This window comes from Streptomyces sp. NPDC101181, from assembly GCF_044767975.1.
Taxonomy (GTDB): Bacteria; Actinomycetota; Actinomycetes; order Streptomycetales; family Streptomycetaceae; genus Streptomyces.
This window is the reverse complement of sequence record NZ_JBIWOX010000031.1, coordinates 1-20,766: the sequence shown is the minus strand read 5'-3', so window position 1 is coordinate 20,766 and position 20,766 is coordinate 1. Positions and strand designations below refer to the sequence as shown.

Annotated in this window: 16 protein-coding genes; 12 read left to right on the top strand and 4 right to left on the bottom strand. The window is 71.9% G+C overall.

Going from position 1 to position 20,766, the window contains the following annotated elements; genetic code table 11:
• Positions 1–6 precede the first annotated feature (6 nt).
• The 10 genes from ACIRRU_RS29535 to ACIRRU_RS29490 all read left to right on the top strand — a co-directional run bounded on the left by ACIRRU_RS29535 (position 7) and on the right by ACIRRU_RS29490 (position 11,709).
• Positions 7–936: an N-acetylneuraminate synthase family protein gene (locus ACIRRU_RS29535; RefSeq protein ID WP_363205002.1), complete on the top strand. Its 930-nt coding sequence runs from the start codon at positions 7–9 to the stop codon at positions 934–936.
• 10 nt (positions 937–946) lie between these two features.
• Positions 947–1,978: a hypothetical protein gene (locus ACIRRU_RS29530; protein ID WP_403685454.1), complete on the top strand. Its 1,032-nt coding sequence runs from the start codon at positions 947–949 to the stop codon at positions 1,976–1,978.
• Positions 1,979–2,330: 352 nt separating this feature from the next.
• The gene (locus ACIRRU_RS29525) at positions 2,331–3,575 is read left to right on the top strand and encodes an amidohydrolase (protein ID WP_363205032.1); all 1,245 of its coding nucleotides are present in this window, start codon (positions 2,331–2,333) and stop codon (positions 3,573–3,575) included.
• Between the two features lie 181 nt (positions 3,576–3,756).
• Positions 3,757–4,803: a BMP family protein gene (locus ACIRRU_RS29520; RefSeq protein WP_403685452.1), complete on the top strand. Its 1,047-nt coding sequence runs from the start codon at positions 3,757–3,759 to the stop codon at positions 4,801–4,803.
• A gap of 436 nt (positions 4,804–5,239) precedes the next feature.
• Entirely contained in the window at positions 5,240–6,823 is a 1,584-nt protein-coding gene (locus tag ACIRRU_RS29515; protein ID WP_403685487.1) for an ABC transporter ATP-binding protein, read from the top strand.
• Positions 6,820–7,938, top strand: a complete 1,119-nt coding sequence (locus ACIRRU_RS29510; protein ID WP_363204999.1) for an ABC transporter permease — start codon at positions 6,820–6,822, stop codon at positions 7,936–7,938. The genes ACIRRU_RS29515 and ACIRRU_RS29510 overlap by 4 nt, the downstream gene beginning before the upstream one ends.
• Positions 7,935–9,200: an ABC transporter permease gene (locus ACIRRU_RS29505; protein WP_403685451.1), complete on the top strand. Its 1,266-nt coding sequence runs from the start codon at positions 7,935–7,937 to the stop codon at positions 9,198–9,200. Before ACIRRU_RS29510 ends, ACIRRU_RS29505 begins: the two co-directional genes overlap by 4 nt.
• Entirely contained in the window at positions 9,197–9,619 is a 423-nt protein-coding gene (locus ACIRRU_RS29500) for a cytidine deaminase (protein ID WP_403685449.1), read from the top strand. The genes ACIRRU_RS29505 and ACIRRU_RS29500 overlap by 4 nt, the downstream gene beginning before the upstream one ends.
• A 123-nt stretch (positions 9,620–9,742) precedes the next feature.
• On the top strand, positions 9,743–11,020 hold the full coding sequence (locus ACIRRU_RS29495) for a thymidine phosphorylase (RefSeq protein WP_403685448.1): 1,278 nt from the start codon (positions 9,743–9,745) through the stop codon (positions 11,018–11,020).
• 98 nt (positions 11,021–11,118) lie between these two features.
• On the top strand, positions 11,119–11,709 hold the full coding sequence (locus ACIRRU_RS29490) for a Uma2 family endonuclease (protein ID WP_403685486.1): 591 nt from the start codon (positions 11,119–11,121) through the stop codon (positions 11,707–11,709).
• An 81-nt stretch (positions 11,710–11,790) separates the two neighbouring features.
• Here ACIRRU_RS29490 and ACIRRU_RS29485 read toward each other — a convergent pair whose 3' ends face one another.
• On the bottom strand, positions 11,791–15,075 hold the full coding sequence (locus ACIRRU_RS29485; RefSeq protein WP_403685484.1) for a S8 family peptidase: 3,285 nt from the start codon (positions 15,073–15,075) through the stop codon (positions 11,791–11,793).
• A 257-nt stretch (positions 15,076–15,332) separates the two neighbouring features.
• Here ACIRRU_RS29485 and ACIRRU_RS29480 point away from each other — a divergent pair, with 257 nt between their 5' ends.
• Complete coding sequence (locus ACIRRU_RS29480; protein ID WP_403685482.1) at positions 15,333–15,764, top strand: STAS domain-containing protein; 432 nt, start codon at positions 15,333–15,335, stop codon at positions 15,762–15,764.
• Positions 15,765–16,031: 267 nt separating this feature from the next.
• On the opposite strand, the gene ACIRRU_RS29475 is transcribed toward ACIRRU_RS29480, so the two are convergent.
• The 3 genes from ACIRRU_RS29475 to ACIRRU_RS29465 all read right to left on the bottom strand — a co-directional run bounded on the left by ACIRRU_RS29475 (position 16,032) and on the right by ACIRRU_RS29465 (position 19,526).
• Positions 16,032–17,081 (bottom strand): sigma-70 family RNA polymerase sigma factor, encoded by a 1,050-nt coding sequence (locus tag ACIRRU_RS29475; protein ID WP_403685446.1) that lies wholly within the window; start codon positions 17,079–17,081, stop codon positions 16,032–16,034.
• A 166-nt stretch (positions 17,082–17,247) separates the two neighbouring features.
• Positions 17,248–17,964: a L,D-transpeptidase family protein gene (locus ACIRRU_RS29470; RefSeq protein ID WP_403685445.1), complete on the bottom strand. Its 717-nt coding sequence runs from the start codon at positions 17,962–17,964 to the stop codon at positions 17,248–17,250.
• A 257-nt stretch (positions 17,965–18,221) separates the two neighbouring features.
• Entirely contained in the window at positions 18,222–19,526 is a 1,305-nt protein-coding gene (locus tag ACIRRU_RS29465) for an MFS transporter (RefSeq protein WP_403685444.1), read from the bottom strand.
• A gap of 62 nt (positions 19,527–19,588) precedes the next feature.
• Here ACIRRU_RS29465 and ACIRRU_RS29460 point away from each other — a divergent pair, with 62 nt between their 5' ends.
• Complete coding sequence (locus ACIRRU_RS29460; RefSeq protein ID WP_403685443.1) at positions 19,589–20,542, top strand: LysR family transcriptional regulator; 954 nt, start codon at positions 19,589–19,591, stop codon at positions 20,540–20,542.
• Positions 20,543–20,766 lie beyond the last annotated feature (224 nt).

The following is a 20,766-nucleotide window of genomic DNA, read 5'->3' as shown; positions in this document are numbered from 1 at the left end:
ACCACCATGACCAGCACCTCCCGCCTGCGCACCTTCGGCACCCGCACCGCCGGTCCCGGCCAGCCCGTCTACATCACCGGTGAGATCGGCATCAACCACAACGGCGACCTCGACAACGCGATCGCCCTGATCGACGCTGCCGCCGAAGCGGGCTGCGACGCCGTCAAGTTCCAGAAGCGCACCCCGGAGATCTGCACCCCGCGCGACCAGTGGGACATCGAGCGCGACACCCCCTGGGGCCGGATGACGTACATCGACTACCGCCACCGCGTCGAGTTCGGCGAGGACGAGTACACCGCCATCGCCGAGCACTGCGCCAAGCGCGGCATCGACTGGTTCGCCTCCCCGTGGGACACCGAGGCCGTCGCCTTCCTGGAGAAGTTCGACGTCCCCGCCCACAAGGTGGCCTCCGCCTCGCTCACCGACGACGAGCTGCTGCGCGCCCTGCGCGCCACCGGCCGCACGGTCATCCTCTCCACCGGGATGTCCACCCCGAAGCAGATCCGCCACGCGGTGGAGGTCCTCGGCTCGGACAACATCCTGCTCTGCCACGCCACTTCCACCTACCCGGCGAAGGCGGAGGAGCTGAACCTGCGGGTCATCAACACCCTCCAGCAGGAGTACCCGAACGTCCCGATCGGCTACTCCGGCCACGAGACCGGCCTCCAGACCACCCTCGCGGCCGTCGCGCTCGGCGCCACGTTCGTCGAGCGCCACATCACCCTGGACCGCGCCATGTGGGGCTCCGACCAGGCCGCCTCCGTCGAGCCGGGTGGCCTCGCCCGCCTGGTCCGCGACATCCGCACCATCGAGCAGTCGCTCGGCGACGGCGTCAAGAAGGTGTACGAGTCCGAGCTGGGCCCGATGAAGAAGCTCCGCCGGGTCGCGGGCGTCGTCGCCGAGAACACCCCGGCCGCCGAGCCGGCCGCGGTCTGAGCGCCGACCGGTGAACCTCGCCTTCGTCGAGAGCCCGGTCCAGCTCCTGAACGTCCTGGAGTGGGTTCACACTGCGGGGGGAGACGACCCGGCCGCCACCACGGTCGTCGTCCTCCCCCCGGTCGACCCGATGTCGCGCGGTCAGCTGCGCCGGATGGCGGAGCTGGCCCGCGACGAGGGCATCACGGTCCGCTGGCAGGAGGCGCGCGGCGAGTCCGGCGCCCCCCTGAAGGCGCTGCGCGCCCTGACCGGCCTGGTCAGGCGCGCGGACCACATCGTCATCGGTGACCCTTTCTCCCGTTACGTCCAGCTCCTGCTGACCCTGGTCCGGGCCGACCGCCTCACGGTGGTCGACGACGGCACGGCCACCATGGAGTTCGTCGCGCAGCTGGCCCGGGGCGAGCGGCTGACCCGCTGGCACCGCCGGGGCCGTACGGGCCCCCGCGAACTGGTCCTGGCCCCGGTCACCGCCTCGGCCCGCCGCCGCTTCACCCCGACGGCGAAACACTCGGTCGAGGTGTTCACCGCGATGCCGGTCGAGGCTCCGCCCGGCATCGCGGTCACCCGGAACACCTTCGCCTGGACCCGCGCCCGCTTCGGCCCGCCGACCATCTGCAAGGGCGCGGACCTGGTCGGCACCTCCCTGGTCGAGACGGGCGTCGTCGACCCCGTCCCGTACCAGGAGGCGGTGGCCTCCCTCGCCCGCGCTCACGGCGCCACCCGCTACTTCGCCCACCGCCGCGAGTCCGCCGAGAAGCTCCACGCCCTGGCGGCCGCGACGGGCCTGGAGATAGTCCGCCCGGACCTCCCCCTCGAACTCATCGCCCGCCGCGGCCCCATCGGCCGCACGATCGTCAGCTTCCCCTCCACGGTCGTCCACACCCTCCCCCTCGCCCTCACCGGCACCGGCGTCAACGTCGCGGTCTGCGACATCGCCCCGGAATGGCTCCGCGCCACCGCCTCCCCCCGCGCCCAGGGCTTCCTGAGCGGCGTCACGGAGACGGCCCGGGGGGTGCAGCGGCTGCCGTCGGTGGTGACGTGAGGCGCCGCCCCGCGCCGGACCCGGACTGGACACCGCCGGACTGGACACCGCCGGACCGGACACCCCCGGACTGGACACCGCCGGACCGGCCGCCCCCGGACCGGTCGGCCTGAACGGGCCCGCCGTCCCGGTGAGGGTGATGTCCAGGTGAACGCCTGGTTCTCCCGGGGCGCGGGAGCTCCGACCCGCCCCCCGGTCGCCCTCTCACCTGCCGGAAGGGGCAGTCGGTATACCCATCGCCACCCTCCGTCACACGTCCTCACACCGACTTTGTTCCCCTGCACGGCTGAAATTTCCTAGATCCCTGGCCAGTTGACGGGTCAAGGGGCCTACCCTTCACAAGGTGAACCACGTGAAGTCCCGCGCCATCCGCCTGCACGACCTGCCCGATGCCGAGCAGCCGGGGGGAGGCGGCCTGCCGGGGCGGCTCCCGGACGAGCTCCGGGCCGAGCTGATCGCCTTCCGGCGGGATCTGCACATGCATCCCGAGCTGGGCAACCAGGAGTTCCGTACCACCGCGGCCATCAAGGACCGGCTGGAGCAGGCCGGGCTGAGGCCCCAGGTGCTCGCCTGCGGGACCGGGCTCATGTGCGACGTGGGGGAGTGGGACGGCGTGACGCCGATGCTGGCGTTGCGGGCCGACATCGACGCGCTGCCGATCCCGGACACCAAGGCGGGCGTGCCCTACCGGTCCACCGTGCCCGACCGGGCCCACGCCTGCGGGCACGACGTGCACACCACCACCGTGCTCGGGGCGGGGCTCGTGCTCGCCGCGCTGGACCGGCGGGGGCTCCTGCCCAACGCCGTGCGGCTGGTCTTCCAGCCCGCCGAGGAGGTGCTGCCCGGAGGCGCGGTCGACGCGATCGCGTCCGGGGTGCTGGAGGGCGTCGGGCGGATCATCGGCGTGCACTGCGACCCGAAGGTCGACGTCGGGCGGATCGGGCTGCGGGTGGGGGCCATCACCTCGGCCTGCGACCGGCTGGAGATCACCCTCGACGGACCCGGCGGGCACACCGCCCGCCCGCATCTGACCACCGACCTGGTCACCGCCGCCGCCCGGATCGCCGTCGACGTGCCCGCGCTGCTCGCCCGCCGGGTCGACGCCCGCTCCGGGCTGGCCCTCACCTGGGGGCGCCTGGAGACCGGGCACGCCCCCAACGTCATCCCGCAGCACGCGGAGCTCTCCGGCACCGTCCGCTGCTTGAACCTGGACGCCTGGCGCGAGGCGCCCGACCTGGTGCACGCCGCCATCGACGAGGTGGCCGGAATGCACCGGGCCAAGAGCGTGATCAACTACGTGCGCGGTGTGCCGCCCGTGGTCAACGACGCCGAGTCCATCGGCCTGCTCGACGCGGCGATGACCGAGCGCCGCGGATCGTATGCGATCGAGGACACCGAGCAGAGCCTCGGTGGCGAGGACTTCTCCTGGTACCTGGAGCGGGTGCCGGGAGCGATGGCCCGTCTGGGGGTCCGCACGCCCGGCGACACGCGCGGCCTCGACCTGCACCGCGGCAACTTCGACGTGGACGAGGAGGCCATCACCGTGGGCGTCGAGCTGTTCACCGCCGCGGCGCTGCTGGACGGCAAGCGTTCGTGAAGCGTTGACGCGATCTTCTTGGTCCATTCGTGGACACCGATGCACCCGGTGGGCCGGTTCTGTTCGCGACGATCCGATAACGGCTTCCGTACGTGCTCTTATCTGACATCTACGCGCGTTACGATCGCGGCGAAACCAGCGCCGGAAGAGGCGCTTCGGTCAGGTTTGAAGGAGCCTCCCCTTGCGCCGGATCACCAGGATCACCACCGTGGGCGTCGCGTCCGCGGCGCTCGCGCTCAGCGTCACCGCGTGTGGCGGAAACTCGTCGGACGCCGGTTCCGGCTCCGACGGTGACAAGGCCGCCATCGCGTACGACATCGGCGGCCGCGGCGACCAGTCGTTCAACGACGCCGCCTACGCCGGTCTCGCCAAGGCGGAGAAGGACCTCGACATCAAGGGCAGCGAGGCCGAGCCCTCCGACGGCGAAGGGGACGCGGACAAGGTCCAGCGCCTCACCGAGCTGGCCCGCTCCGGCAACAACCCGGTGATCGGCGTCGGCTTCGCCTACGCGCCCGCCATCAAGAAAGTCGCGCCGAAGTTCCCGAAGACCACCTTCGGCATCATCGACGACGCCTCGGTGACCGGCGAGAACATCGCCAACATCGTCTTCAACGAGGAGCAGGGCTCCTACCTCGCCGGCGTCGCCGCCGCCAAGGTCTCCAAGACGAAGACGGTCGGCTTCATCGGCGGTGTCGAGACCCCGCTGATCAAGAAGTTCGAGGCGGGCTTCGTCCAGGGCGTGAAGGACACGGACGCCTCGGTCAACGTGCTTCCGCAGTACCTGACGCAGCCGCCGGACTTCGGTGGCTTCTCCAAGCCCGACCTCGGCAAGGCCGCCGCCCAGGGCCAGCTCGACAAGAAGGCCGACGTGATCTACTCGGCCGCCGGTCTGGCCGGCTCCGGCGCCATCGAGGCCGTCTCCAAGGCCAAGAAGTGGAACATCGGCGTCGACTCCGACCAGTACCAGCAGAAGGGTCTCGCGCCCTACAAGGCGTCCATCCTGACCTCGGTCACGAAGGACATCGAGGACGCGGTCTTCAACCTGATCAAGTCGGTCAAGGACGACAAGCCGCAGACCGGTGAGATCCGCTACGGCCTCGACAAGAACGGCGTCGCCCTGTCGATGTCCAACCCGGCCTTCGCCGAGATGAAGGACGTCGTCGCCGCCGTCGACAAGGCCAAGCAGGAGATCATCGACGGCAAGATCACCGTCAAGACCGCTCCGTAAGCTCCACAGGCTCCACAGGCTCCGCAAGGACGGTCTGAGCCCCACGGCCCGGGGGAGCACCCCGGACCGTCGGGCCCCGCGGCCCCGCGATGCCCCCCGGCTGGTTTCCCCGGCCCTGTCCGTACGCACCCGCCGCCGTCCGGCCTCCGGGCCGCCCGCGCCGTCGCGACGTACGGACAGGGCCACGGGCCCCGTCGACCGGGGCTTCGGCCGGGGCTCCGGCGCACCGCGGCGGAAGCCGCCAACCGAAGAAGATCCGCCTCTCGCCGCGCTCTCCCACCCACCCTGGACCCGCGTCCGGGGTGTGATGTGCACCCCGTGTTTCACGATTCGGCAGCGCTACGCGTGTAGACAGCCCTCCGGCGCGATACCTTCACCCCCGCCCCAGGGGGCCTCCGACAGCCCCTCAGCCCCCTCAGCCCCTCCGCCCCCGCTCCTGTCCGGCCAAGGAGAGTGCGTCATCAACGCGTCCAGCAGCCCCCCCGCCGTAGAACTGCACGGCATCACCAAGCGCTTCCCCGGTGTCGTCGCCAACCACGACATCGACATCACCATCGGCAAGGGCACCGTGCACGCCCTCGTCGGGGAGAACGGCGCCGGCAAGTCCACCCTGATGAAGATCCTCTACGGCATGCAGAAGCCGGACGAGGGCACCATCGCGATCGACGGCGAGCAGGTCTCGTTCTCCAACCCGGGCGACGCCATCGGGCGCGGCATCGGCATGGTGCACCAGCACTTCATGCTCGCCGACAACCTCACCGTCCTGGAGAACGTCGTCCTCGGCGGCGAGAAGCTGCACGGCATCGGCGCCGGGGCCCGGCAGAAGATCAGGGAGATCTCCGACGCGTACGGGCTCGGCATCCGGCCCGACGCGCTCGTGGAGGACCTCGGGGTCGCCGACCGGCAGCGCGTGGAGATCCTCAAGGTCCTCTACCGGGGCGCCCGCATCCTGATCCTGGACGAGCCGACCGCGGTCCTCGTGCCGCAGGAGGTCGACGCGCTCTTCGCCAACCTGCGCGAGCTGAAGGCCGAGGGCCTGACCGTCATCTTCATCTCGCACAAGCTGGGCGAGGTCCTCTCGGTCGCCGACGAGATCACCGTGATCCGCCGCGGTACGACGGTGGGCACCGCCGACCCGGCCACCACCACGACCAAGCAGCTCGCCGAGCTGATGGTCGGCAGCGAACTGCCCTCGCCGGAGACCCGCGAGTCCACCGTCACCGACGTGCCCGTGCTGCGCGTCCGGCACCTCGCGCTCACCGTCACCGACCCCGACGGCACCGTCCGCGACGTGCTCGCGGGCATCGACCTCACCATCCACCAGGGCGAGGTCCTGGGGATCGCGGGCGTCGAGGGCAACGGGCAGACCGAGCTGATCGAGGCCCTGATGGGCATGCGCGACCCGGACGCCGGGGTCATCACCCTCGGCTCCGACGACATCTCGCGCGTCCCCACCCGCAAGCGCCGCGAGTCCGGCATCGGTTACATCCCCGAGGACCGCCACCGCCACGGCGTCCTGCTGGACGCCCCGCTGTGGGAGAACCGCATCCTCGGCCACGTCACCGAGAAGCCCAACAGCCGCGGCTGGCTGCTGGACAACAAGGCCGCCCGCGCCGACACCGAGCGCATCGTGCGCGAGTACGACGTGCGCACCCCCGGCATCGACGTCACCGCGGCCTCGCTCTCCGGCGGCAACCAGCAGAAGCTGATCGTCGGCCGCGAGATGAGCCACGCCCCGAAGTTCCTCATCGCCGCCCACCCCACCCGCGGGGTGGACGTCGGCGCGCAGGCCCAGATCTGGGACCAGATCCGCGAGGCCCGCCGTGAGGGCCTGGCCGTGCTGCTGATCTCGGCCGACCTGGACGAGCTGATCGGGCTCTCCGACACCCTGCGCGTCATGTACCGCGGACGGCTCGTCGCCGACGCCGACCCGGCCACCATCACCCCGGAGGAACTGGGCTCGGCCATGACCGGCGCCGCCACCGGTCACCTCGAAAGCCCGGAGGACGAGGCCCGATGAAGAAACTCGACAAGGACCGGCTGATCCTGGGCTTCGCCGGCCCGGTGCTCGCCCTGGTCGTGGCCCTCGCGCTGACGACCGTGGTGCTGCTCGCGTCCGGGCAGAACCCCTTCGAGCCGTACCGGATCATGTTCGAGTCGGCCTCCTACGCCGACGTCCAGGTCCTGATCATCAACCAGGCCGGTACGTACTACCTCGCCGCCCTCGCCGTGGCCGTCGGCTTCCGGATGAACCTCTTCAACATCGGGGTCGACGGGCAGTACCGCCTCGCCGCGATGGTGGCCGCGCTGGTCGGCGCGAGCGTCAACCTGCCGGGGCCGCTGCACATCGCGCTGATCGTGATCGTCGCGATGCTGGTGGGCGCGTTCTGGTCCGGTATCGCGGGCTTCCTCAAGACGACCCGCGGGGTGAGCGAGGTCGTCTCGACGATCATGCTCAACTCGATCGCCACCGCGCTGGTCGCCTGGCTGATCCTGCCGAAGAACTTCGGCGAGCAGCCCGCGGGCTCCAACAACCTGACCACCGGGGAGATCCCGGAGTCCGGCTGGTTCCCGGGGCTGCCGATGGCCGACGGGGCCGGGGAGATCTACGGCTTCACCTTCGTCGCCGTCGGCTTCGGCGTCCTGTACTGGTTCGCCCTCAACCGCACCCGGTTCGGCTTCGACCTGCGCGCCACCGGCGCCAGCGAGAGCGCCGCCCAGGCCTCCGGTGTGGACGCCAAGAAGATGGTCCTCACCTCGATGCTGATCTCCGGCGCGGTCGCGGGCCTCGCCGGGATGCCGACCCTGCTCGGCGACACGCACACCTACAGCCTCGACTTCCCCACGGGTATCGGCTTCACCGGCATCACCATCGCGCTGCTGGGCCGCAACAACCCCCTGGGCATCGCCCTCAGCGCCCTGCTGATCGCGTTCCTGGACAAGTCCTCGGCCTCGCTCGACCAGTACGGGTACGAGAAGGAGATCGCCACGATCATGCAGGGCCTGATCGTGATCTCGGTCGTCGTCTCCTACGAGCTGGTCCGCCGTTACGGCATCCGCCGCCAGCAGCAGAAGGTCGGCGAGGAACTCGCCGCCGGACACGCCCTCACGACCGAGAAGGAGGCGGCCCTGTGAGCACCAGCGAAACCACCGCCGCGCGCCCCGCCCCCCGGAAGGGCACCGGCCGCCGGCGGCTCACCCTGCCCGTCGTCCTGCTGATCATCGCGGGCGGCCTCGCCCTGATCTCGCTGGTCCGCCTGATCAGCGGCGCCGAGGACATCACCTCGGTCGGCCAGGTCGCCGGCGCCCTGGAACTCGCCGTGCCGATCGGTCTGGCCGGACTCGGCGGACTGTGGGCCGAGCGCGCGGGCGTCATCAACATCGGCCTCGAAGGCATGATGATCCTCGGCACCTGGTTCGGCGCCTGGGCCGGGTTCCAGTGGGGCCCCTGGATGGGCGTCCTGTTCGGCATCATCGGCGGCTGCGTCGGCGGTCTGCTGCACGCGGTCATCACCGTCACCTTCGGCGTGAACCACATCGTCTCCGGTGTGGCCATCAACATCCTCGCCGTCGGCGTCACCCGCTACCTCTCCAACTTCGCCTTCGACGGCGTCCAGGGCGGCTCCTCCAAGCAGTCCCCGCGCATCGACCAGATCGACAAGATCACCATTCCCGGGCTCTCGGACTGGCTCCAGGACCTCCAGCAGCACCACTGGTTCCTGGTCTCCGACATCGCGGGCATCGTCGGCGGCCTGATCACCGGTCTGTCCCTGCTCACCGTCGTCGCCCTGCTGCTGATCCCCGCCACCTGGTGGATCCTGTGGCGCACCCCGTTCGGGCTGCGGCTGCGCTCCTGCGGCGAGTCCCCGGTGGCGGCCGAGACCCTCGGCGTCAACGTGTACAAGTACAAGTACATCGCCGTCACGGTCTCCGGCGGCCTCGCGGGCCTCGGCGGCGCGTTCCTCGCCATCGTCGCCACCGGCATCTACCAGGAGGGCCAGACCGGCGGCCGCGGCTACATCGGCCTCGCCGCGATGATCTTCGGCAACTGGATGCCGGGCGGTATGGCGCTGGGCGCGGGCCTCTTCGGCTTCACCGACAGCCTCAAGCTGCGCGGCGGCGCCGAGAACGTCCACGCGATGCTGCTCCTGCTGGCGATCCTGCTGGTCATCGCGGTGTTCTGGCAGCTGTACAAGAAGAAGTACGTCTCCGCTGCGGTCGCCGCGCTCGTCTCGGCGCTGCTGTTCACCTGGTACTTCCTCACCGACCAGGTGCCGAGCCAGTTCGTCGACGCGGCCCCCTACGTCACCACGCTGCTGGTCCTCTCGCTCTCCGCGCAGCGGCTGCGGATGCCGAAGGCCAACGGTGTGGCGTACCGCAAGGGCGAGGGCAAGTGACACCCCCGTCCGCCGCCGGGCGGGCGCCCTTCGGCGAGGCCGACTGGGAGGCCCTGCGGGAGGCGGCCCGGGACGCCATGTCCCGGGCGTACGCCCCCTACTCGGGCTTCCCGGTCGGGGTCGCCGCCCGGGTGGACGACGGCCGCACGGTCACCGGCTGCAACGTCGAGAACGCCTCCTACGGCCTCTCGCTCTGCGCCGAGTGCGGCCTCATCTCCACCCTCCAGGCCACCGGTGGCGGCCGGCTGACCCACTTCACCTGCGTGGACGGCACCGGGGCGATCCTGGTGCCGTGCGGCCGGTGCAGACAGCTGCTGTACGAGTTCGGCGGCCCGGAACTCCTCCTGGAGACGCCGGACGGCCGGCGCACGCTCGACGCGATGCTGCCGCAGTCGTTCGGCCCGCAGCACCTCGGCTGAACCCGCATCCCGCACGTTCCGGCGGTGGCCCTTCCCTTCGCGGAAGGGCCACCGCTCTTTCCCCTCTCTATGCGCGTAGAGTCATCGAGGACCGCGCGTACGCACCCGGCCGGAAGGATTCCCATGGACGTCATCTCCGTCATCCGCACCAAGCGGGACCGAGGCGAGCTGACCCCCGAGCAGATCGACTGGGTCATCGACGCCTACACCCGCGGCGAGGTCGCCGACGAGCAGATGTCCGCCCTGGCCATGGCGATCCTGCTCAACGGCATGAACCGCACCGAAATCGCCCGCTGGACCGCCGCGATGATCGCCTCCGGCGAGCGGATGAACTTCGACCAGCTCTCGCGCCCCACCACCGACAAGCACTCCACCGGCGGCGTCGGCGACAAGATCACCCTGCCGCTCGCCCCGCTCGTCGCCGCCTGCGGCGCGGCCGTGCCGCAGCTCAGCGGCCGGGGCCTCGGCCACACCGGAGGCACCCTGGACAAGCTGGAGTCCATCCCCGGCTGGCGGGCCCACCTCTCCAACCAGGAGATGCTGAACGTGCTGGACACCACCGGCGCGGTCATCTGCGCCGCCGGTGACGGACTCGCCCCGGCCGACAAGAAGCTGTACGCGCTGCGCGACGTCACCGGCACCGTCGAGGCGATCCCGCTCATCGCCAGTTCGATCATGTCCAAGAAGATCGCCGAGGGTACCGGCGCCCTCGTCCTGGACGTGAAGGTCGGCTCCGGCGCCTTCATGAAGACCATCGACGACGCCCGCGAACTGGCCTCCACCATGGTCGCCCTCGGCACCGACAGCGGGGTGCGCACGGTCGCCCTGCTCACCGACATGTCCACCCCGCTCGGCCTCACCGCGGGCAACGCCCTGGAGGTACGGGAGTCGGTCGAGGTCCTGGCGGGCGGCGGCCCGCGGGACGTCATCGACCTCACCCTCGCGCTCGCCCGCGAGATGCTGGACGCCGCCGGGCTCAAGGACGCCGACCCGGAGAAGGCCCTGGCCGACGGCTCCGCGATGGACGTCTGGCGCCGCATGATCTCCGCCCAGGGCGGCGACCCGGACGCCACGCTCCCCACCGCCCGCGAACAGCACGTGGTCACCGCCCCCTCCTCCGGCGTCCTGACCCGCCTGGACGCCTACGACGTCGGCGTCGCCGCCTGGCGCCTAGGTGCGGGCCGGGCCCGCAAGGAGGACCCGGTGCAGGCGGGCGCGGGCGTCGAACTCCACGCCAAGCCCGGCGACACCGTCACCGAGGGCCAGCCCCTGATGACGCTGCACACGGACACCCCGGAGAAGTTCGACTACGCGCTGAAGGCCCTCCCGGACGCGTACGACATCGCCCCGGCGGGCACGTCGTTCGCCTCCCTGCCGGTGGTGCGGGAACGTATCGCCTGACCTGCGGTTTCCTCGTACGGATGAACGGGACCGGTGGACTGCCGCCGGTCCCGTTCGGCATGCCGGACGTCGGTGACGCACCGCTGGAGGAGACCGCCATGAGCGCACTCACCGTCGACCCCGCGCCGGGCCCTGGCCAGGACTGGGGCGACCTCGTCCGGATCTGGGAGGAGACGGACGCACCCGAGGGCTGCAAGGTGGAGATCATCGAGGAGATCGTCACCGTGTCGCCGCCACCGTCCAAGGACCACGACACCACCGTTGCACTGCTCCAGCGCAGGCTCTACACGGTGATCCCCGAGGGCTGGGGGATCTACCAGACCCTCGGCCTCTCCCTTCCGGGGCGGGGCGGGATCTGCATCCCCGACCTCGTCGTCGTGGACCGCGTCACCGCCACCGGGCCGGGCAACACCGTCCCCGCCGAAGAAGCCCGCCTCGTCGTGGAGATCACCTCCCGCGCCAACGCCAACCACGACCGCGTCAGCAAGGTCAACGGCTACGCCAAGGCCGGCGTGGAACTGTTCCTGCTCCTCGACCCCTGGCACTCCGGCCGCCCCACCGCGACGCTCTACGGAGAGCCGGAGGACGGTACGTACCGGGTGCTGGAGACGGTCGAGTACGGGCGGGAGCTGACCCTGCCCGAGCCGTTCGGGCTGGTCCTGGACACCGGCCTCCTCCCCATCAGCTGACAGACAGGCGGCCCGCCGCACGGATGCTCTCCGTGCGGCGGGCCGCCGTCATGCGTGGAGTGAACTACCCGCGAGCGCCCGTCACTTGCCCAGGTACGCGCTGTAGATCCGCACCGACGAGGTGTTGCCCTTCTTGTCGGTGACCTTGGCGGCGAAGGAGATGGCCTTGCCCTTCGCAGGGTTCTTGACGGTGATCTTGCCCTTCTTGACCGTGACCTTCTTCCAGGTCTTGCCGCCGTTGTAACTGACGTACGTCGTCAGCGACTTCAGGTTCTTGCCCGCCGCCGCGCCGTGCACCTTCACCGGCACCGAGACGGTCCTGCCCGCCTCGGCCCGCCCGTCGGCGCCGATGGCCGGGGTGAACCGGACGGTGGATACCGGCAGTTGTGCGAACTCGGCCTTCTTCGAACGGAACGTCCAGGAGGCGTCCACCCGGGTGGAGAGCGGACTGATCCGCGCGCTGTGCCTCACCGAGGCCGACAGCTTGTAGGCCGCCGGTCCGGCGGGGACCTTGAACGCCCCGTCACCGCTCAGCGGGTCGTTGTTCTGGCCGATCTTCTTGCCGTCGCGGTGCAGGACGGTGGTGGCCGACGAGAGTTCCATCCCGCCCGCGTTGCCCTTGCCGTCCGCCAGCAGCGGCAGCATCCCGGTGATCTCGTCGCCCTGGCGGAAGACGCCGAACTCACCGTCGACCAGCGGGCCGAAGACTCCGGTGTTCACGGACCTGCTGTACGTCCTGCCCGCCTTGTACGCGGCCTCCTCGGCGACCCGGTAGCCCGCCTCGTAGGCCGGGAAGCCGTCCGCGTCCGGCGCGCCGAACTGGCTGAACTCCAGGCCCCAGCGCACCTGGTCGGCCGTGGAGAGGTACAGCGTGCGGGTGCCGGGCAGCTTCTGCTCGACGGACGCGATCCAGCCGCCGCCCGAGGTGGGCAGGGTGCCCGAGGCGGAGACCGACCCGGTCTTCTTCGGCGCGGCGGCGCCCATGCCCACCGTCACCCTGGCCAGCTGGCCGGTGGTGAACTTCCGCTCGTAGCCGGTCGCCAGCTTCTTGACCGTGCCGCCGACCGCGATGTCGTACTGGGTCGACGCGCCCCTGGTCCAGGTGCCCGTCCAGTGCTGGGCGAGCGAACCGTCGGTGACCTGCGGACCCGCGTGCAGCGTGCGGAAGCCCGCCGTCGAGTCCAGCAGCCAGCCGAAGGTCACCCCGCCGGCCTTCGAGTCCACCGTGAAGTCTGGTGTGAACAGCTCCGCCTCGGCCTTCGCGTCCGGCAGGGCGATCTTCACCGGCTTCGCCTTGCGGGCGTCGAACGTCAGCGAGGTGTTCTTGGTGACGGCGACCTTCGGCTGGGCGATCCAGTCGATGCCCTTGGAGAAGTCCTCCGGGTGGCCGTAGACCGTGGAGTTGACGGCGTAGGTGCCCCTGGGCACCCGGATCTTCGCCGTACCGTCGACGACCGGCGGGGTCAGGAACGAGCCGCCCTCCTTGTCGTCGAAGCCGAAGAGCGTGCTGTCCGCGTAGGGCGCGGGACGGCCCTTGCGGTCGAGGTGCCTGACGGTCAGGTCGTAGCTCTCCACCTCACGCTCGACGGCGGCCGCCGTACGCACGGTCTGCCCGCCGCCGGTCGCCACCAGGTACGCCGAGTAGGTGCCGTCCGCCGTGCCGCCGACGCGGGTGTCGGCGGTCAGCTCCGCCTCGGCGGTGCCGCCCGCGGGGACGGTGACCTCGTCCGTGCCGAGGGTGAAGAAGCCGGCCGGGGCGGGCTTGCCCGTCGGGCCGGTGCCGCTCACCTTCAGCCCCAGGGTGACGTCGGTCGAACCGAGGTTGCGGTACGTCACCTTCTTGGTGACCGGGACGTCGTCGGTGTGCGGCCACTGCTGCACGCCGAAGCTGACCGAGACCGGTTCCGCGACGACGCTCTGGGCGATCGCGCGGTCCACCTGGATGCGTCCGGAGCCCTGCTGGAACGGGTTGTACGCGCCGGGCTTCGTGGACGCGGTCAGCGCCCCCTTCAGCTCGGAGGACTTCCAGTCGGGGTGCTGCTGCTTGAGCAGGGCGGCCGCGCCCGCGACATGCGGGGTGGCCATCGACGTACCGGAGATCGTGGCGTAACCGGCGGGCTTCTCGCCCACCTCCTGGGCGATCTGCGAACCGGGCGGGATGGCCGCCGTGGTGTCCACGCCCGGGGCCGTCACATCCGGCTTGACCGCACCGTCGCCGATCCGCGGGCCGCGGCTGGAGAAGTCCGCCAGCCGGTCCTTGTCGTCGACCGCGCCGACGGTCAGGGCCGCGTCCGCGCTGCCCGGGGAGCCGACCGTGCCCGCGCCGTCGCCCTCGTTGCCCGCGGCGATGGCGAACAGGACGCCCTTGTCGGCCGACAGCTTGTCGACCGCCGCCTCCAGCGGGTCCACCTCGGGGTTGTCGGGGCCGCCGAGACTCAGATTGACGATGTCGGCGCCCTGGGCGACCGCCCACTCCATCCCGGCCAGGATGCCGGAGTCGTCCCCGAAGCCCTCGTCGTCCAGCACCTTGCCCGCGAGCAGCTTCGCGTCCGGGGCGACCCCCTTGAACTTCCCGCCCGACTTCGCCCCGGTGCCCGCCGCGATCGAAGCGACGTGCGTGCCGTGGCCGACCCGGTCCTTCAGGTCCTTGGAGGCGCTGAAGTTCTTCTCGGCGACGACCTGCCCCTTGAGATCGGGGTGGGTGGTGTCCGTGCCGGTGTCCAGGACGGCGATCTTGACGCCCTTGCCGGTGAACCCGGCCTTCCAGGCCGCCGGGGCGCCGATCTGCGGGACGCTCTTGTCGAGGCTCGCCCTGCGCACCCCGTCCAGCCAGACCCGGTCGATGCCCGCGGCGGTGGTCACCCGGTCGCCTCCGCCGCGACGCTCGGTGAGCGCCTGCCAGATCTGCGGTGCGTCGGCCGTCGGCGTGGTCAGCGACTCGGCGTTCAGCGACGTCAGGCTCCGGCGGACCTCGGTGCTGCCCGCGTCGCGGACCTGCGCCTTCGCGGCGGAGGCCTGCTTGCCCCGGTAGCCGACGATCAGCTTCAGACCGTCCCGCTGGGCCCGCAGGTTCTCCGGGCGGCTCAGTCCGGTGACGTCGAACAGCCGCCGGTCGAGCTTCCCCGAGACGATGAGCCGGTGGGCGTCGGCCGGGACGACGAGGGTGTGCCCCTGGTCGCTCATCCTCTGGACCGGGATGTGCTCCCGGCCCTTCGCCGGCCGGAAGGCGACCGGCGTGCCCTCGGCGTCCACGGTCACCCGGTCGCCGGTGATCAGCGTCAGGTGGCGCAGGTCCCGGTCCTGGGCCCGCACCCGGTCGCCGGACGCCCCCCTCGGGTCCGGCTGGGCGACGGCAGGGCTGACCATCCCGGCCGCCAGCGCCACGGCGGCCGCTGTCGCGACCGCGGATATGCACGCGCTTCTCACGTGTCTGCGCAACTCTCCCCCTGGAGACTTGGTGGTTCTCACGACGTCGGTGCGCAGGCTCACGCTGGTGACGGCTGCGCCCTCCGGTTCACCGAACTAGAGCGGGAACAGCGCGTGTTGGTTCACAGGATCCGCACAGGAATCCGGAGATGACGCAAAAGCGACCCCGCGCGCAGGCGCCCGCGCCGCCGGGGCCGATGAGTTTCGCCCGCGGGGGCGGTCTGCCTGATGTGGATGGAGAGAATCCGATCGCCCTGACCGTCACGGGGCGGCTCAGCCGTGCCGTCGTACCCGACCTCTGCGCCGAGCTGGAGCGCGCGCTCGCCGGACCCCGGGGGGCCGCCCTCGCTCCCGGGGCGGCGGTGGACTGCGACGTGGGCGGCGTGCTCCGCCCCGACCTGACCGCCGTCGAGGCGGTGGCCCGGCTGGGCCTGGTCGCCCGCCGCGCCGGACACCCTCTGCGGCTACGCCGGGCGGAACCCGAATTCCGGGCGCTGCTCGACCTGGTGGGGCTGGCCGATGTGGTGAGCCTGGTGGAGGAGGCGCCGGAGAGGGGGAGGGCGCGGGGCGACGGGCCGGAGGGCGGGGCGGCCGATGGCCGGCGGGAGAGGGTGCCGGAGGGCTACTGACCGCCGGGGCCGCAGGCGTACACCCGTAGCTCCGACCAGCCCCACGTCCCGTCCGGGCCTGGCCGCGCCCCGTCCGGCGGGTGGCCCGGGGCCTTCCAGGCGGGGACAGGTGACCGGAGACGCCGAGCTCTCCCCCCGCGCAGGAGTGAGCCGGGGCTGGGGATCCGACATCGCGGCGGGCTCACCCAGAGCCTGGGCGGCCCCCCAGCCGCCCGAGGCGAGCCCCACCCGGGCGGCGAGAGCGCTACGACGCGTCTTCGGCCGCCCTCACGCGTCCGCCGGGAGCCGGTCCGGCAGCCCGAACAGCGGGAACCAGCGCGGCACGTCCAGGAAGCAGTGCATCCCGGTGATCGCCCCGTCCCGTACGTCGATGACCTGCACCGCCCACGGCACGAAGCCGTCCCCGTCCGCGTCCGGCTTGTAGTGCGCGAAGGCTGGGGAGCCGTTGGCCGAGACGGGCACCAGCCGGGAGCCCGCGCAGGCCGCGCCGATCGAGGTCATGAAGCCGGTGATGTCCCCGGTGCCCTGGAGCCACAGGTCGAACGGCGGCATCGTCATCACCGCGTCCTCGTGGAGCAGGGCGGTCAGGGCGGCCATGTCGTACCCCTCGAACGCCTTCACATAGCGCTCCAGCAGCTTCTGCTGCTCCTCGTCGAGCGGGTCCGCCGCGTCGCCCGCCCGGACCTCCGTCTCGGTCAGGGTGGCGCGGGCCCGCTGAAGGGCGCTGTTGACCGAGGCGACGGAGGTCTCCAGCAGCTCGGCGACCTCCGCGGCCTTCCAGGCGAGGACCTCGCGGAGGATCAGCACGGCCCGTTGCTTGGGCGGCAGGTGCTGGAGCGCGGCGACGAACGCCAGGCGCACCGACTCGCGGGCCACGGCCGCCTCCGCCGGGTCCTGGACGGAGGGCAGGATGCGGCCGTCGGGCATCGGCTCCAGCCAGACGTTCTCCGGGCGGGGGGTCAGCGCGGCCTGGGCGAGCGGGGTCGGGCCGGTCAGGTCCACCGGGCGGGCGCGCTTGTTGCCCGCGTTCAGCATGTCCAGGCAGACGTTGGTGGCGATCCGGTAGAGCCAGGAGCGCAGCGAGGAACGGCCCTCGAACTTGTCGTAGTTGCGCCAGGCGCGCACCAGGGTGTCCTGCACCGCGTCCTCGGCCTCGAAGGCCGAGCCGAGCATCCGGTAGCAGTATCCGGTGAGCTCGGTGCGGTGCCCCTCCAGACGGCTGTCGATCCCGGCTCCGTCGCCCGCGTCGGTGTCCCCGGCCCCCGTCGGTACGCCCGCCCCGGCCCCCGTGGCCGCCGTCGTGGTCAGATCGCTCATCGCTCCACCCCTGTCGCGCGCGGACACGCCGCGGCATCCGTCTCCCGGTACGTCGGAAGCTACCGCAGGCCACTGACAACGGGGGCGGAAAGCGAACAAGGGGTGCCGGATCCCGTGACCGCGGCCACGGCGTCCGGCACCCCTCGGGATGCTCCCGGCGCCCCGATCAGGTCCCGGGCTTGCGCCCGTACACGTACACGTCGTCGCCGTTCTTCAGCAGTTTCCAGTATGCCTTCGCGTCGGCGGGGCGCATGTTGACGCAACCGCCCGAGCCCGGCGGGTTGTACATGGACTTGCTGACCGAGTGGAAGGCCTGGCCCCCGTCGAAGAACTGGGAGTAGGGCATCCACACCTTGTAGAGCGTCGACCAGTGGTTGATGGCGCGCCAGTAGACCTTCGTGGCCCCGGTCCGGGTCTCCGCACCGTCCCGGCCGGTCCGCACCGGCACCGGCCCGTACGCGAGCTTCTTGCCGTCCTGGATCCAGCTCAGCTGCCGGGTCAGGTCGACGCAGGCGATGCGGCCCTTGTTGGTGGGGCACTTGCCGGCCTTGTTGGGGTTCTTCCCGGCCGCCTTCTGGGCGAGCATCGTGTTCATCGTGCGCCAGGTCAGCGGACCGGCGTAGCCGATGGTGGGGGTGATCCCGTGGGCCTTCTGGAACGACTGGATCGCCTTGCAGTCCGCGCTGGACTGCCTGCCGTCCACGGGCCGCTTCAGGAACTTCTCGACCTGCTTCTGGTGCGGCCCGGCCGACGTGGTGCAGGACGCCGCCTGGGCGGTGGTGCCGGTGCCCAGGACCAGGGCCGGTGCGGCCACCAGACCGGCCACGGACAGCGCCGCCCCGCGCCGCAGCCGTCTGCCGGAAATCTTCGCCGTGTCTCCCATGTGCGCAACTCCCCTTCGCCCACAGTGGTTTCGTGGTTACGCCTGGTAGACGCGCGAAGGGGGTCGGAGGTTGCACGGGACAGGTCTCGGTTGCGTCGCGGTCCCGCGCAGCCGGAATCACGGCCTCCGGACAAGCGGCCGACCGGACAAGCGGCCGACCGGCCGGGCGGCTGTACGGGACGCCCGGCGCCCCAGCCGTACGGGCGAGGGGCGGACAGCCCGGTACGTACGGCTCAGGCGCGGTGCGTGCGTACGGCTCAGCGGGCGGCCGGAACCAGCGCCCGCCGCTCGGCCCGCGCCACCCGGGTCCCGTACAGCGTGATCGAGACGACGCCGACGACCGCCAGCAGCCCGAGTGCCACCGTCGCCGCCCAGCCCCCGGTGTGGAAGGCGATCGCGCCGAGCGTGCCGCCCGCGCTGGAGCCCAGGTAGTACGCCGACTGGTAGAGCGCGGACGCCTGCGCCCGGCCCTCCGTCGCCGTCCGGCTCACCGAGGACGAGGCCACCGCGTGCCCGGCGAAGAACCCGGCCGTGATCAGCACCAGGCCCGCCAGCACCGCGGCCAGGGAGTCCGCCAGCGAGAGCAGCAGTCCGGCGGCCGTGGTGGAGACCGCCAGGTACAGCGCGCCCCGGCGGCCGAGCCGGGCCACCAGCCGGCCGGCCGCGGCCGAGGAGACCGTACCCACCAGGTAGACCAGGAAGATCGAGCCGATGACGCCTTGCGGCAGGCTGAACGGCTCCTCGACCAGCCGGTAGCCGATCACGGTGTAGACCGCGCCGAACACCGTCATGAACAGCGCGCCGATCGCGTACAGCCGCACCAGCAGCGGATTGCCCAGGTGCGTGGCGACGGTCCTGGCCAGTGCCTTCGGGTTCAGCGAACCGGGGCGGAAGTTGCGGGCCCGCGGGATCAGGACGTGGAAGGTGATGGCGCACGCCAGCGCGAGCAGGCCGACCGCCGCGAGCGCCGCGCGCCAGCCCCAGGCCTGGGCGACCCACCCGGTGAGGATGCGGCCGCTCATGCCGCCGATGCTGTTGCCCGCGACGAACAGCCCGATCGCGGCGATCAGCGCCTTGGGCCGCACCTCCTCCGCGAGGTAGGCCATCGCGGAGGCCGGAAGTCCGGCGAGCGCGGCCCCCTGCACCGCCCGCAGCGCGATCAGCCAGCCGATCGAGGGGGCGAACGGCACCAGCAGCCCGACCAGCACCGCGACCGCCAGCGACACCGTCATCAGCTGCCGCCGCCCGAACCGCTCCGAGAGCGCGCTCAGCGGCAGGACGAACAGGGCCAGGGCGCCGGTCGCGGCGGAGACCGTCCAGCTCGCCTGCCCGGCGCTCGCGCCGTACGCGGTGGAGATCGCGGGCAGCAGCGCCTGCGTGGAGTAGAGGAGGGCGAAGGCCGCGACCCCGGCGGCGAAGAGCGCGAAGCTCATCCGGCGGTAGCCGGGGCGGCCGGGCTCCAGCCGCTCGGAGGCGGCGGGCGCGGTGGTGGTGGAGACGGGGGACGACGGAGCAGAGGCATCCGCCACGACGGCGGACGCCCCGGTATCAGCGGGAGGCATACGTCGAAAGTAGAGGCCCGCGTTTCATGCGTCCAATGCACGAAACTGCGATAATCAATCCCATGGTGCATGAACGCAGCTCAGGGCCTCGGCTGTCACCGAGCAGTTACGAAGAAGACATCCGGGCGGTTCTCGCGCCGCGCCTCGCGTACTTCGAGGCGGTCGCCCGTCACGAACACGTCACCCGCGCCGCCCAGGAGCTCGGCGTCCCGCAGTCCACGCTCTCGCGGGCGATGGTGCGACTCGAAGCGGACCTGGGCATCGCCCTGTTCGCCCGCAAGGGCCGTACGGTCTCGCTGACCCCGGCGGGCCGCACCTTCCTCGGCTCGGCGGAACGGGCCCTGGGCGAGGTGGAGAAGGCCGCCGACTCGGTCCGGGCGGACGCCGACCCGGCGGCGGGCCGGGTCTCCTTCGGCTTCCTGCACACCATGGGCTCCGAGACCGTGCCCGCCCTGATCCGCGCCTTCCGGGCCGACCACCCCCGGGTCCGCTTCCAGCTCGTGCAGAACTACGGCGAGGCGATGATCGAACGGCTCCGCGCGGGCGGCCTCGACCTGTGCCTGACCTCGCCCGTGCCCGACGACCCCGACCTGGTCACCCGCCGCCTGGACGAACAGCGGCTGCGCCTGGTCGTCCCGGACGACCACCGGCTCGCCTCCCGGCGCCGCGTCCGCCTCGCGGAGGCCGCCGACGAGACGTTCGTGACCCTGGAGCCCGGTTACGGGCTGCGCCGAATCACCGACGACCTCTGCGCCCAGGCGGGCTTCACGCCCCGGGTCGCCTTCGAGGGCGAGGAGGCGGAGACCCTGCGCGGACTGGTCGCGGCCGGGCTCGGGGTGGCCCTGCTCCCGCCGCCCGCCGTGGCCCGCCCCGGGGTCGTCGAGCTGACGGTGACGGCCCCGCGCGCGGCGCGGGAGATCGGGGTCGCCTGGCTGGACGGCCACCCGGACACCCCGCCGGTGGCCGCCTTCAAGCGCTTCCTGCTCTCGCGCCGGGGGAATCTGCTGCCGGACTGATGACGGCCGGTGGGACCCGGCCGTACGAAATCCTCCCACGACGCCCGTACGACACCCATGAGCCGGACAGTGAGCGGGATATCCACGAAATGCGGGCGGAGAAATGCGGGCGGGGGGGGGGGGGGGGCGCGCGGGGGGCCCCCCCCCCCCGGGCGCCCGGGGCCCCCCCCCGGGGGGGGGGGGGGGCCGGGCCCGCCGGGGGGGGGGGGCGGGGGGCCCCCCCG